Origin of the sequence: Winslowiella arboricola (assembly GCF_025527015.1) — a bacterium.
In the GTDB taxonomy this organism is placed as follows: domain Bacteria; phylum Pseudomonadota; class Gammaproteobacteria; order Enterobacterales; family Enterobacteriaceae; genus Erwinia; species Erwinia arboricola.
Genome location: NZ_JAODIM010000043.1, coordinates 399,861 through 413,676, shown reverse-complemented (window position 1 = coordinate 413,676; position 13,816 = coordinate 399,861). Strand labels below are relative to the sequence as shown.

Here is a 13,816-nt window from a genome sequence, read left to right as displayed (position 1 = left end):
CACAGCAGGCTGCGGGCATCGGCATCAACGGTTAGAAATGTACAGCGTAACTTCTAAGCCCAGGCGTAAATCAACAAATTTAGGTTTAGTCCAGGTGGTCATAGTTAACTCCTCTTATGGTGGTTTAAAACAATACCGCAGTACTATGATTGCGGCAGACAGGATGCTTATTGTCAAATTTTGGCAATCCGGCGGCGCAGATGTTGCTCCCGACGCCGGGGGATATCAACCCTGTATGCAGCAGGGAATTAGCGGACACCCGTCAGCTGCCCCAGGTTTTCTTTAATATTGTTAACCAGTTACGCCAGGCGATTTTCTCGATCAATGCACGATCGTAGCCCGCGCGCTGCATCGCCTCAATCAATAATGGCAGCCCGGTAACATCACCCAGCGCCGCGGGTACGCCGATGCCGTCGAAGTCGGAACCAAAGCCCACCCCCTCTTCGCCCAGTTTTTCCAGCAGATAATCGAGATGTCTGACGATCTGTGACAGCGGCGTGTCCGCGTCCCGTTTACCATCGGCACGTAAAAAGGCATTGCCAAAATTAACCCCGACAAAACCGTTACGCTCGGCAATTGCCGCCAGTTGTTTATCAGTCAGATTACGTGGCTGCGGACAGAGCGCATGAACATTTGAGTGACTGGCAACCAGCGGCGCATCACTGTGCTGCGCGGTTTGCCAGAACGCTTTCTCATTCATATGCGAAACATCAATCAGGATCTGGCGCTGATTACAGGCGCGGATTAACGCCAGCCCGGCCGCGGTTAAACCTTCGCCGCTATCCGGTGAACCAGGAAAATCACCGGTAACGCCATAACCAAACTGGTTTGGCAGATTCCACAACGGCCCGATACTGCGTAATCCGGCATGATAAAACTCATCAAGCTGACTGAGCGAGGCGTCGATGGCCTCTGCACCTTCAATATGCAATACCAGCGCCAGCACACCCTGCTGCATACAACTTTCAATCTCAGCCACGGTGCGGCAGATTTTTGCCCTGCCGCCAGAACGGGTTTCAAGCTGCTGCAACAATAAAATTTGGGCGCGGCTAATCGCCAGCGGATCGTGCGGCTGTGGCGCTGCCTGTGGTTTCAGCTGCGGCATATAGGAAGCGGGCGGAATAAATACGGCAAACAGGCCACCGGCAAAACCACCGCGCCGGATGCGCGTCAGATCCAGATGTCCCTCAAGCGCGCCATCAAGAAATCGCGCGGTTGCGTCTTGTGCATCATCCAGCCACAGACGTAACAGCAGATCATTATGACCATCAAAGATTGGGGTGGAGCAGGAAATCGGGCTGTCAGTCATATCACTCAGCAGGTTGTATCGCTAAAATCAGGAAAAAATTGATGCAGCGATGTTACCTGATTGTTGTCGATTATTTCCTGCTAAAAAATGCTAAAGCGGACGCGATGGCAACCGCATTAACGTTTAACGTCGCGAGATAATATGCACGACAGGATAACAATGGCCGCGAATCGGCTCAAAAGGAAACGGTTGCCACTTTTTCAGGCTGCCAGGTAACAGCGTGCCTGTATCCCAGGGAATAAAACCATTAATGCCCGTGGCCTTCTCTCCCAACTCTTCAACATATTTCTGAGTGGATGAGTTGTAGATATCAACACGCCCGATATTGCGCATAGTGACAGCCCATAGCAGCGCACCATAAACCGTCTGACTGTTATCACAAATCATCTACGTCAGGCTATACGCTTTATCAAACATTTTAGCGGCCATTATCCCGGCCGTTGCAGGATTTCAGAGCCATTTCACTTTTCCCTGAAAAACAACGGCAACAGCATTACCGACAGCGCTACCAGCGCCATAATGGTGTAAATATCGAGATAACTTAGCATCCGCGCCTGCTGATATAACGCCTGCGCCAGCGACTTTAACATCGCCGCAGGTGTATTGGCGGCGGTAATATGTTCGCCAAGCCGCTCATAATGCAGATGCGTGCGCTGATGCAGTAAATTAACCACCCAGGCGATACCTATACTGCCGCCAAGATTGCGCAATAAGGTCGACATCGCCGAAGCCTCATTGCTTTTATTTGCCGCCAGGCCACGATACGAGAGCGCCGCAACCGGGATTAAAATCATTGGCAGGCCGATCATCTGCAATACCCGCGCCCACATCAGGGTGGCGAAATCCACCTGCAACGACAATTTGCTGAAATGCCACATGGCGAACGCGGTAAACCCCAGCCCCGCCACGACCAGAAAACGCTGTGACGTTAGCTTGCTGGCGATTGCGCCGGTCACCATCATCGCCAGCATAATACACAGACCGCCAGCGCCGAGGGTTAATCCCGCCGTCCAGGCGTCATAGCCCATCAGTTCCTGCGTCATTTGCGGTAACAGCTGGGTGGTGCTGACCACCAGAAAACCCACCAAAAACATCAGCAGCGAGCCGATGGCAAAGTTGGGTTGCAGAAACAGCCGCACATCCAGCATTGGCCGCGGATGAAATCCTTCCCACAGCGGCAGAAAAGTCAGGCACACGCCGGCAATCACCGCGCAGATCACAATAAACTGCGAGGCAAAACCATCATAAAGATCAAAACGATCGAGGCAGAGTTGCAGCGCGCTGAAACCCAGTACAATCAGCAACAGGCCGATATAATCGATACGGATACCGTCGGCCAGCCGCTGTTTACGTTCAGCGACCATCAGCGGCGGTTCATCAATCAGGTAGTAACAGAGCAGCAGTGACAGCAAACCGACCGGCACATTAATCAGAAACACCCAGTGCCACGACAGCGCATCAGTCAGCCCGCCGCCGACCAGCGGGCCGATGGCGGGCGCCAGCAGTACCGCCACGCCATACAGGGCAAACGCCTGCGGACGCTGTTTCTCGCTAAAAGAGTCAACAAGGATGGACTGCTCAACCGGCGCCAGTCCCCCGCCGCCAATTCCCTGAAGCACGCGCGCCAGGATCAGCCACTCCAGCGTCGGCGCGATGCTGCAAAGCAACGACGCGAGGGTAAACAGCGCGACACTGATCATATAGTAGCGCTTGCGGCCAAGGGTATTGGCCAGCCAGCCGCTGACCGGCAGGATCAACGCATTGGCGACGATATAGCTGGTGATTACCCACAGCGCTTCGTTATAGCTTACGCCCATGCTGGAGGCGATATGATAGAGCGAAACGCTGGCCACCGTGGTATCCAGCACCTCCATAAAGGTGGCGATCGACGCCACCACCGCCACCAGCCAGGGATTGTAGCGTCCGGCGGCCGAACGCGGTAACTCAGGGTTTAACGTTGACATAAGGCACAACCGACATCCCTGGCGACAGCGCATAGTGCGCGATATCCGCATCGGTAAAAACGATTTTGACCGGTACGCGCTGCACGATTTTCACATAGTTTCCGGTGGCGTTCTCTGCCGGCAGCAGGCTGAATACCGAACCGGTGGCGCGCTGAATACTGTCGACCCGCGCCTTAAAGCGCTGACGGGGCCAGGCGTCGACGCGCACTTCGACACGCTGGCCCGGACGCATCGCTGCCAGCTGATTCTCTTTAAAATTGGCGGTGACCCACACATGGCTATCGATAACGACCATCAGCACGCTACCGGCGCTGACGGTATTACCCGCTTCCGCCGTGCGCTTCGTGACATAGCCATCGCCAGGGGCGGTGATACGCGTATAACTGAGCAACAGACGTGCACTGGCGATTTCCGCGTCATCCTGTTGCAGGGTCGCCTGATTTTCAACCAGCGCGGCGCGCGCTTTCAGTAATTGCGCCTTGCTGTAACTGATATTTTTACGTTGCGCCAGCAGCGTGGCGGCGCTGGTTTTGGCGCTGGCGGCTTTGGCATCCAGTTCGCTATGGCTGACCGCACTACCAGACTGGCGATAGCGCAGATACTGTTTCTCATCGCGCTGATACTCCGCTTCCGCCAGCTGTACATTGGCCTCAACCTGCCCGAGACTCGCCTCCAGCGCTGTCAGTTCCGCCACGCTCTGGCCGATTTTCGCCTGCGTAATGCTGCGCGCCGCCAGCGCTTTATCGAGCGCAATCTGCCGATCGCGCGGATCCAGTTCAATCAGCAGATCGCCGCGCTTCACCATCTGATTATCCTCTACCGCAATACGTTCCACGCGTCCGGCGATTTGCGCGGAAATCTGCGACAGATGACCATCAATAAACGCATCGTCCGTGCTTTCCACCGCGCGCAGGAAAAACCACCACCAGCCAACCAGCAGCAGCGCGGCAGCCAGTATTAACAGGGCAAACAGGGTAAAGACGCGTCGCTTCTGGCGTTGCTGATTCACTTCACTCATTGCGGCGCATCCCCGCCTTCCTGCGCCTGCCACAGCCGCCGATACATCCCCGGCTGCGCCAGCAGCTGCTGGTGCGTGCCGCGCGCCACAATCTCACCGTTATCCAGCAGCAGAATCTGTTCGGCAAACTCCACGGTACGCAGGCGATGGGCGATCATTAACACCGTTTTGCCCACCGCCAGCCGCGACAGCGCCAGCTGAATCTCCGACTGGGTTAGCGGGTCGAGCAGTGCGGTGGCTTCATCAAGTAAAATCACCGCCGGATCTTTCAGCATCATGCGCGCAATCGACAGGCGCTGGCGTTCACCGCCGGAGAGCCGGCCCGCACCTTCGCCCAGCGGCGTGTGATAGCCTTGTGGCAGCTGCTGCACAAAGCTGGCGCAGCAGGCGTCTTCACAGGCTTTGATCACCTGTTCGTCACTGGCGTCAGGGCGACCGATCCGCACATTATCCAGCACCGAGCCGTCAAACAACTGCACATCCTGAAACACATAGCCGATACGCTGATACAGCTGTTCGCTGCCCAGCTGTGCAATCGCTACGCCGCCCAGCGTAATCTCGCCCTGCTGCGCCTCCCAGAAACGCCCGAGCAGATGCAGAATGGTGCTTTTGCCGCTGCCGGACGCGCCAACCAGCGCGGTTACCGAGCCTTCGGGCAGCAGGAAACTGACATCTTTCAGCACCGGTTGCTGCTCATAAGCAAAACTGACGTGGTTAAAGGCAATCTCATTACCCGGCGGTAAAGGGATATCACTCTGTTCCGCCTGCTCCGGTTCCGCCATCAGCGCATTGAGTCGCTGCGCCGACTGGCGCATCACGCTCATTAAGGTGAACCAGGCTGCCGCATCCAGCAGCGGATCGATCACTTTAAACGCCACCAGGATAAACAGCAGCCAGGTGAAAGGATCGAGTGCATTGTCCAGCGCCAGCGCGCTGGCGCAGATAAACAGCGCCACCAGTCCCAGCTCGGCGCAAAGGCGGAACAGCTGCACCCCGCCGCCGCCCCACGCCTCGATGCCCATGCTGGCCTGCCTGATAGCGGCAAAATTGCGCTCGATCTGCTGCATCATGCCCTGATGACGGTTAAACAGACGCAGGGTTTTGATGCCGCCAATAAACTCCAGCAGCAAGCCGGAAGCCAATGCAAAACGATCGCCCTGCAGGCGGGTGGCGCGCAACATAAAGCGCGACATTATCCACAGCAACAATAACCCCAGCGGTAAAGTACAGAGCAGCGCCAGCGTCAGCGGTATATTGATGGTCAGCAGCACGACAACAAAAATCAGCGGCGCACTCAGGCCAACGATCACTTCCGGCAGCAGATGAGAGAAGATCTCTTCAACGCGGCGCATATGGTCGGTCAGCAGTGCACTGGTTTCTCCCAGCCGGTGACGCTGAAAGTAGCCCAGCGGGATTTTGCGCAGATGATCGGCGACAATCTGGCGGTAGCGCAGCATCATGTCATAACTGCCAAGGAAGCAGCCCAGCTGACCAAAATGGGAACAGATGAGCTGAGCGACAAAACAGAGCAGCAGCGCCAGCGTCAGCTGCGGCCAGTAGTCCCAGCCGCCCTGCTGCAATGCCAGATTCTGCAACGCCAGCCAGGCGATAAAAAATGGCGCAATGGCAAATATCTGCGCCACTATCCGCAGCGCAATGCCGAGGCTGATACGACGCACACCCTTGCCGCCTGCGAGCTGATTAAGCATCGACATCGGTACACTCCTGTGAACGAATATGCCAGTGTTGCAGCTGATACTGACTGTGCCAGAGCCGCTGATAGAGGGCGTTATCCGCCATTAACTGCTGATGCGTACCGCTGGCGACCAGATGTCCCTGATCCATTAACAGCAGCACATCCGCCTGCTGCACCGCAAACAGCCGGTGAGCAATGGTCAGCACGCAGGTTTGTGGACGCGCCCGCCGCAAGGCCTGATAAAAGGCGGCTTCGGTCAGCGCATCGGCAAAGGCGGTGGCTTCATCGAGGATTAACACTGGCGTATCCGCCAGCAGTGCGCGGGCGATGGCGATACGCTGGCGCTCGCCGCCGGAGAGACGCAGGCCGCGTTCGTGCAACGGGGTCTCGATCCCCTGCGGCAGCGCGCTGACAAACGCCTGCGCCTGCGCAATCGTCAGTGCGGCCGCGATTTGCCCGTCAGTCGCCTGCGGATTGCCGATGCGCAGGTTATCCGCCAGCGTGCCTTTGAACAGAAACACATCCTGACTGACCACCGCCAGCAACGCCGCGCGCGTGCTGTCATCCAGCTGATTCAGCGGCGTATCACCGATACGCACTTCCCCTTTATCAGGCGGCAGCAATCCGGCCAGCAGCCAGGCCAGCGTTGATTTACCGGCGCCGGAAGGCCCCACCAGTGCGCAAAAATCACCGGGGTGTAATAGCAGCGACACATCGGTGACAACGTCACGACCTTCATAACCAAAACTGAGGTTTTCGGCAATCAGTTCGCGACCCGCCGGCGCTTTTTGGTCACTTTCCCGCGCCGGTTCCGACGCCAGAAACGGCTGGATACGCGCCATTCCGGCAAGAATTTCGCGCATCAGAGTGCCAAGAAAAGTGACGCGCAGCAGCGGCTTCAGCAGACCACTACCGAGCATCAGAATCAGCACCAGCTCACTGATAGTCAGCGTGCCCGCGCTGATACGCCAGATCCCCAGCGGCAGCAGAATAAAGATATTGGCATTCAGCAGCACCACAAACAGCGACCACGACGGCACTGCGCGGCGGGTAAACCCCTCGACCAGCTGATGATATTGCGTCAGGCTGTTATGCAGCAGACGGAAAGATTGCGCCGTCTGGCGATAAGCTTTCATCACCGGAATGCCACGCACAAACTCAGTGATCGCGCCATTCAGCTGCCCGGTGGCCTGGTGATAAGCCCGGGTACGTTCCGCCATGCCGCGCGAAAACAGCTTTTGCGCTGCGATCGCCAGCGGCACGGTAATCAGCGCCGCCAGCGCCATTTTCCAGTCGAGCCAGAACAGAAACAGCGCAGCCGTCAGCGGACTGACCAGCGCCGCAATCAGATCGACGCTGTGATGGGCGATAAAGCTCTCCAGCCGCTCAACATCATTAATAATAATTTTGCGCAGGCTGCCGGAACTGTAAGGTGCCAGCTGCATTAATGGCAGCCGGGTCAGCGCGCGGGCAATCCGCAGGCGCAGCTGATACAGCAGGCGAAATGCCGCCAGATGGCTAAAGTAACCGGCCAGTAACAGCAGCAACGTTTTCAGCACCAGCGCCAGCGCTAACCAGCCCGCCAGGGGCAGCAAGCGATCCTCTGCCAGTCGATCCACCGCCAGCCAGAGAATAGTGTAAGGGATCAGCTCCAGCAGTACTGACAGAGCAGCCAGCATCAGCGCCCATCTCAGCGCGCGTTTCTCGCTGCTCACCAGCGCCAGCAATGCGCGTAGCGGTGAGACTTGTTGTGGTGATGACATCGGTACCCGACCTTAGGTTAAAATGTGTCCTGCAACCAGCATTGCGCCTGCTGTTCGGCTTCAGCGTGGCTGGCGACCACTTTATAGGGATAGGGAATGGTGCGGGTGGTCAGATAGCGCAACGCCTGACGCCAGAACGATCGTCGTTTAGCCTCATCCGGCTCCACACGTACCGCACCACGGCAGTATCGCTGCTGCGCTTCACGCGTACGGCTGCCCCAGGCTTTATACAGGCGGAAAAAAAGCGCGGAGTTCTTCGGCAGCTCAACGCCGCTGAAGATCAGCACAAACGGCTGCTGGCGATCGAGCACCGCCTGTAAGGCGGCAATATGGTGTTCCGCCAGCGAATCTGGCACCGATTCGGGCATCACATAGTGCACCAGCGGCCAGCCGCTGGTATCAATGATCTGTTCTGACATTCACTGTTTTCCTTGTGTAATTTGTTGCAGCGCGGCAAACAGTTGCGGCTGCGTAATGATATTCAGATGGTTGCTGTTACCGATGGTGCTGCGCTGCGGCGTCACGCTAAACCACTGCTCCAGCACTCTGCTGCCATCGCCCCAGCTCAGGTCACGCTCGCTGGCGGTAATAATCTCTGCCGCGACAGTCAGCGGACGACAAGGCGCACTGACCATCGCCTGTACGTTGGCGCGGATTACCGCAATCAGTCGTGTTAATGCCTGATCTTCTATCAGCAGATCCGGCGGCAGTACCTCGCGCCAGCGGGCCAGCTTCTCTTCGCTGCATAATGCGGCAAAAGTGGTCAGCTGACTGGCCACAGATTCGCCCGCCATTGAGCGCCAGAGCGCATATTCACTGGCGGCGCAGGCGGCCATCGCCTGTTGCGGCGCCGGATCGATCAGGATTAATGACGCCACCTGTTCACCCTGCTGTTGCAGCCGCCGCGCCATTTCCATCGCCAGATACGCCCCCATCGACCAGCCCGCCAGATGCCAGGGGCCGCTAAATCCCTGCTGGCGCAGCGCATCCAGCGTGCGTTGCGCCTGACTGTCCAGATTGCTGAGCGGAGTTTCATCCATCAGCAAACCACTGGCCTGCACGCCGATACACTGCACGCTGTCGCTAAGCGCCGCGGCCAGCCGCTGATACGGCGTGGCAAAACCATCACTGCCGTGCAGGCAGATCAGCTGCTGTGGACGCGTGGCACTCAGCTCCACTAACGGCAGCGCCAGCGTTGGCGCCACGACAGCCTCCAGCGCCGTCGCCATTTTATGTAATACGGCATCGGTAAAGATCAGGCGAATTGGCACGCGCACGCCCCACTCGCTGCTTAAGCGACTGGCCAGCCGCGTGGCTAACAGGCTGTCGCCGCCAGCACTAAAGAAATCCTGTTCGCGCCCCACCTGCTCAACCTGCAATAACTCACACCAGATCGCCGCCAGCCGCTGTTCAGCATCGGTTTGTGGCGCAGCGTAGTGCTGTTGCTGCGCGCCGCTCAGTTGGGCAATTTTCGGCAGCTGCTGGCGATCTATTTTGCCGTTAGCACTCAGTGGCAGTTTTGCCACGCTAATCAGATGATCGGGCAGCATATAAGCCGGCAAACGCTGCGCCAGGCTTTGCTGTACCTGCTGCAGGGTCGTCGCCTGCTGCGGACGGCGGGCAAGGAACAGCTGCTGCCCGGCAAACGCCAGCGGCGTGGCGGCGTACGGCCAGACGTCAATCAGTTCAAATCCGGCGCGCAGCAGCGCGCTGCGCCACTGCGACTCGCTCAGCAACGGCGAATCGCCCGCACTGTCGCCGCCTTCGGCTGCATGCTCCAGCACCGCGGCAGCGGTAACCCATTGCAGCTGTTTATCTTCAGTGGCTTCCAGCATCAGCAGGCTGCCGCCCGGCTTCAGCATTAACCAGATTTCACTCAAAGTGGCATCAGGCTGATGGGCGTTGTGCAACACATTGGCGGCAAGAATCGCGTCCATCGTCGCGGGTGCATAGTGCTGTTCTGCCGCCGTCTGGTTGATATCGTAACGGCCGGTGCGCAGCGCAGGATAGCCGCCAAAACGTTGCGTGGCGTAGTGAGAGAACCACGGGCTGACATCGGTATGGTGATATTCACCCTGCTCAGTCAGCGCGGCGAAAGCAGGCAAGGTGCTGGCCGTCAGGCCGCCAATACCGGCGCCGATCTCCATCACCTGTGGCGCGGGATGGCCGTTAACCAGTTGCGGCAGCAGGCTGGCGGCAATCGCCCCAAGGTAATCGGCGATAATATTGCCCTGATACAGCGCTTCCGATGCGCGGCTGTCGCCATCAGGGAACAGCAGTGAACTCGCCAGCTGCGGCTCTTTCAGCACCGTCTCAATCGCCGTGCTGCTGGCAAACAGCCAGTCGGCGAACAGGTCGCCCTCATTCAGCCAGCTGAGGAACTGACGCAGACGATGTCTGCCGTCATCAAGCCGCTGCGCCAGCGCCTGCTCTGCTGGTGCGCAATCGGCGCAAAACCACTGGCCCCCCTCTTCGTTCAGCAGACCTTCCTGCTGCAGAATCTGGTGCCAGCGCGTCAGTAAACGGCTAAAACGCGCATCAAGACGCAACTCGCTCATCCGCGCGGCAATGCGCCAGCCCGGCGGCTGGCAAAATTCCAGCTGCTGTAATATCTGCAACATCATCAGCGGCGCCAGTGACTCACTTTCCGCCTGGAACGCCGACAACGAGGCGATACGGCTGCTTGCCGGCAGGCAGGCCGCAGCCTGTTGGCCGGTGGCGATAAGCTGAGCAGCATCCTGCGCCAGCGGCTTAATCACCAGCCAGGCGGCCAGCTGTTGCGCGCCGGATGGCGTGGTAACCACATCGGCCACTGCGGACTGTACCTGTTCCGTCGCCTGCAATGCGGCTTCGATTTCACCCAGTTCAATGCGATGACCACCGACTTTAACCTGCGCATCACGCCGGCCAAGGAATTCGATGCACCCCTGCGGGTCATAACGCGCCAGATCGCCGGTACGGTACAGACGTTCGCCACTGAGCGGATGGGTGATAAAAGCAGCGTCGGTGCGCGCTGTATCACGCCAGTAGCCTGCCGCCAGCCCGACGCCGCCGATAAACAGTTCACCGGCCACCCCCGCAGGACGATCGCGTCCCTGCGCATCCAGCACATAATAGCGCTGGTTGGCTAACGGCCAGCCATAGGGCACCGCATACCAGTGGGGATCGACACTCTCCACTTCAAACCAGTTTGACCAGATCGCCGCTTCGGTGGCGCCGCCCAGCGCAATCAGCCGCGCGGCTGGCGCCAGTGGCGCAATACTGGCGGCCAGATCGCGGCCGATCCAGTCGCCGGACAACATCACCGCCCGCAGAGCAGGCAGGCTTTCACCGCTGGCACGCGCATATTCAACCAGCATCGCCATCAGCGAAGGCACCGAATTCCAGCAGCTGACCTGATGCTGTTGCAGCAACTGCATCCAGTGCGCCGCATCGCGCATCCCCTGCTGCTGCGGCAGCACCAGCGTGGCGCCAGCGGCCAGCGTGGCAAACAGATCAAAAATCGCCAGATCGAAACTTAATGATGACAGGCCAAATACCCGGTCATCCGGCGTTAACTGCAAGCGCGCGCTGATATCAGACAGCGTATTGGCGGTGGCGGCGTGCTGCATCGCCACCCCTTTCGGTTTACCGGTTGAGCCGGAGGTGTAGATGATATAGGCGGTCTGCGAGAGCGGCGGCAGCTGCACCTCAGCGCCTTGCGGCGGCAGCTGTTGCAGGGTAAATGCCGTTGTTTGCGAGCACTGCGCGACACCGTCGTCATCGCTAATCAGCGCCTGCGCCCCGGCCTGATCAAGCACCTCATGCAGACGCGCCAGCGGCCAGTCGCGCGCTACCGGCACCAGAATCGCGCCAGCGGCCATCACCCCGAGCGCGGCGATAATCTGCCCGGCGCCTTTCGGCAGCGACACCACCACCGGCTGATTGCGGCACTCCAGCTGATTAAGACGCGCCGCTACCCGCAACGCTAGCTGCGCCAGCTGCTGATACTGCCACTGCTGACCTTCGGCAATCAGCGCTGTCGCCGTGGGCTGCTGGCGGGCACGGGCAAAGAAACCGGCATGCAGCGGCGTCAGCGGCAGCATCAGTTCGGTGCGATTAACCGCCGTACGGATCGCGCGCTGCTTATCCGGAAGTGGCAGGGCCAGCGGCTGCTGCCAGAGCTGACTGTCATCGGTAAGCCGATCCAGCAACTCGCCGTAAGCGGCAAACATGCTGTCGATCATGCCGTCGGGGAACAGGTTATCGATCACAATCCAGTTATATTCAAGACTGCCTTTGCGCACCATCACCTGATGATCCAGCCACACCTGCGGCGTGGCGGTATACAGATACGCCGGTTCACCCAGCAGATCGGCGCCTTCCACCAGGGTATCGAGATCCATCCCCAGCAGGCTGGTAAAGACAATCGGCATCGCGCTGCTGTCGGCCATGCCCTGACGTTTCGCCAGTTCTCGCAATACATCCACACCGCCAAACTGGCTGTGCGCCAGCCGTTCCCACAACGTCTGTTGCAGATCGGCGGCACGCTGGCGGAAAGGCTGGCGCGTACTGCAATCGACACTCAGCAGCAATACCGAGGTGAAATCGCCAACCAGCTGCGCCACATCCGCATGGTGCGGGCGGCGGTTAAAATGGGTCAGGTTGAGGCTGAAGCGCGGCTCTTCACACCACAGCGTCAGCAGCTCGCTAAAGGCGGCCAGCAGCATCGCCGACGGGGTCACGCCCGCCTGCGAAGCATGTTGTGACAAGCGCTGCCAGCGTTCGGGTTCAACGCGACGTTGCAGACGGCGGAACTTTGGCTGCGCCACCTCGGATGGCTGACAGCGCAGCGGCAGCTGAGGCGCCGGATGTAACTGATCGAGCCGCGCCAGCCACCAGTCGCGATCGCTGGCCCAGCCGCTGCTGTGGCGCGCCTGCATTTCCGCCAGCTGATAGTCGCGGAAGCTGTAACGGATTTCCGCTAGCGACAGCTGCGGCTGATGGTAAAAACGCGCCAGTTCCGCCAGCACGATATGGAAACTCTGCACGTCGAAGGTTAACAGGTCGAGATCGAGGTGCACGCGGCAATCCTGCTCACTCTCCAGACTGGCGCGCAGCTCAAACAGCGGCCACTGGCTGGCCTCCAGCACCTGTTGCGACATGCGTTCACGGGTCGCCGCCAGCTGCCGATCGCGCAGTTGATCGGGCAACGCGCGCAGATCGTCGCAGGCAATGGCGTAGTGCGGCACGCTGGCAAGAATCCGTTGCTGACCGTTGTCATCAACACAGGCGCGCATCATACCGTGACGGGCAATCACCCGGTTCCACGCCGCTTCAAAGCGAGCGATATCAAAATCGCTGATACGCCACTCAAAATAGACATGACAGGAGACGCCGCCCAGCGCCAGCGACTGGCTGCGGCCAATCCAGTATGCGTGCTGAATATCGGTCAGCGGGAACGGCGGCGAAGCCTCCGTCTGCGGCTGCCAGCGCTGCCACTGTCGGTCATTGCCGGCGATCAGCCAGCCGCCGGGTTTCAGCAGTTCATACCACAGGGCCGGTTCGGCAGGCGCAGCGCTGAGCAACACCAGGTCAAAACCGGGCTGGCTGAAACGGCGACGCGACAGCGCATTGCTGATATCCAGATGCTGCCAGTCGATATCCGGCTGGTTCTTGCGTCGCGTTATCTGCTCCAGCCGCGAGCCTACCGCTGCGGTATAACGCACGGTCCGCTGACGCAGCTGACGCCGTAAATCACACTCTCCCTGTTGCGCCATATTCATGTCGAGCACGTGGTACTGCTCGCTATCCGCCTGCGCCATGACCTCAGTCAGCAGCGCATTAAGCTGAGTGTTTTCTGAATTCACCGTGGCTCCTGTTGTGTGAAAAACGACGTCCCTTATCCGCTGGCAGTGAGCCAAATGGCCGCATGCTTATTATGCTTAAATCAACTATTTACCAAACGATATTGCAAATGATAATTATTTTTATTACGGTGGCAAGCGAAAGTTTGATGAAAAAAACAGCACAAAAGATAGTGTTTTTCACTACCGCGGAATTGTGTGCAGAGATGGCAAGGTTGCT

9 protein-coding genes are annotated in these 13,816 nt (G+C 58.8%); all 9 read right to left on the bottom strand.

Features of this window, described 5'->3' with window-relative positions:
- Positions 1-24 precede the first annotated feature (24 nt).
- The gene (pqqA, locus tag N5923_RS19390; RefSeq protein ID WP_038328232.1) at positions 25-102 is read right to left on the bottom strand and encodes a pyrroloquinoline quinone precursor peptide PqqA; all 78 of its coding nucleotides are present in this window, start codon (positions 100-102) and stop codon (positions 25-27) included.
- 160 nt (positions 103-262) lie between these two features.
- Complete coding sequence (locus N5923_RS19385) at positions 263-1,309, bottom strand: dipeptidase (RefSeq protein WP_267144735.1); 1,047 nt, start codon at positions 1,307-1,309, stop codon at positions 263-265.
- A 123-nt stretch (positions 1,310-1,432) separates the two neighbouring features.
- Complete coding sequence (locus N5923_RS19380) at positions 1,433-1,696, bottom strand: hypothetical protein (RefSeq protein ID WP_267145259.1); 264 nt, start codon at positions 1,694-1,696, stop codon at positions 1,433-1,435.
- Positions 1,697-1,770: 74 nt separating this feature from the next.
- Complete coding sequence (locus tag N5923_RS19375) at positions 1,771-3,273, bottom strand: DHA2 family efflux MFS transporter permease subunit (protein ID WP_267144737.1); 1,503 nt, start codon at positions 3,271-3,273, stop codon at positions 1,771-1,773.
- Positions 3,254-4,291 carry an HlyD family secretion protein gene (locus N5923_RS19370; RefSeq protein WP_267144738.1) on the bottom strand — a complete coding sequence of 346 codons (1,038 nt, stop codon included), beginning with the start codon at positions 4,289-4,291 and terminating at the stop codon, positions 3,254-3,256. Before N5923_RS19370 ends, N5923_RS19375 begins: the two co-directional genes overlap by 20 nt.
- A complete protein-coding gene (locus tag N5923_RS19365; protein ID WP_267144739.1) occupies positions 4,288-6,006 on the bottom strand; it encodes an ABC transporter ATP-binding protein in 1,719 nt (572 codons plus the stop codon). The genes N5923_RS19370 and N5923_RS19365 overlap by 4 nt, the downstream gene beginning before the upstream one ends.
- Positions 5,993-7,750: an ABC transporter ATP-binding protein gene (locus N5923_RS19360; protein WP_267144740.1), complete on the bottom strand. Its 1,758-nt coding sequence runs from the start codon at positions 7,748-7,750 to the stop codon at positions 5,993-5,995. Before N5923_RS19360 ends, N5923_RS19365 begins: the two co-directional genes overlap by 14 nt.
- A 17-nt stretch (positions 7,751-7,767) precedes the next feature.
- On the bottom strand, positions 7,768-8,169 hold the full coding sequence (locus N5923_RS19355) for a hypothetical protein (RefSeq protein WP_267144741.1): 402 nt from the start codon (positions 8,167-8,169) through the stop codon (positions 7,768-7,770).
- The gene (locus N5923_RS19350; RefSeq protein WP_267144742.1) at positions 8,170-13,599 is read right to left on the bottom strand and encodes a non-ribosomal peptide synthetase; all 5,430 of its coding nucleotides are present in this window, start codon (positions 13,597-13,599) and stop codon (positions 8,170-8,172) included. It abuts the gene before it with no gap.
- Positions 13,600-13,816 lie beyond the last annotated feature (217 nt).

Coding starts and splice junctions, on each gene's coding strand:
- pqqA (WP_038328232.1), bottom strand. CDS start 102: ATGACCACCTGGACTAAACCTAAATTTGTTGATTTACGCCTGGGCTTA.
- N5923_RS19385 (WP_267144735.1), bottom strand. CDS start 1,309: ATGACTGACAGCCCGATTTCCTGCTCCACCCCAATCTTTGATGGTCAT.
- N5923_RS19380 (WP_267145259.1), bottom strand. CDS start 1,696: ATGATTTGTGATAACAGTCAGACGGTTTATGGTGCGCTGCTATGGGCT.
- N5923_RS19375 (WP_267144737.1), bottom strand. CDS start 3,273: ATGTCAACGTTAAACCCTGAGTTACCGCGTTCGGCCGCCGGACGCTAC.
- N5923_RS19370 (WP_267144738.1), bottom strand. CDS start 4,291: ATGAGTGAAGTGAATCAGCAACGCCAGAAGCGACGCGTCTTTACCCTG.
- N5923_RS19365 (WP_267144739.1), bottom strand. CDS start 6,006: ATGTCGATGCTTAATCAGCTCGCAGGCGGCAAGGGTGTGCGTCGTATC.
- N5923_RS19360 (WP_267144740.1), bottom strand. CDS start 7,750: ATGTCATCACCACAACAAGTCTCACCGCTACGCGCATTGCTGGCGCTG.
- N5923_RS19355 (WP_267144741.1), bottom strand. CDS start 8,169: ATGTCAGAACAGATCATTGATACCAGCGGCTGGCCGCTGGTGCACTAT.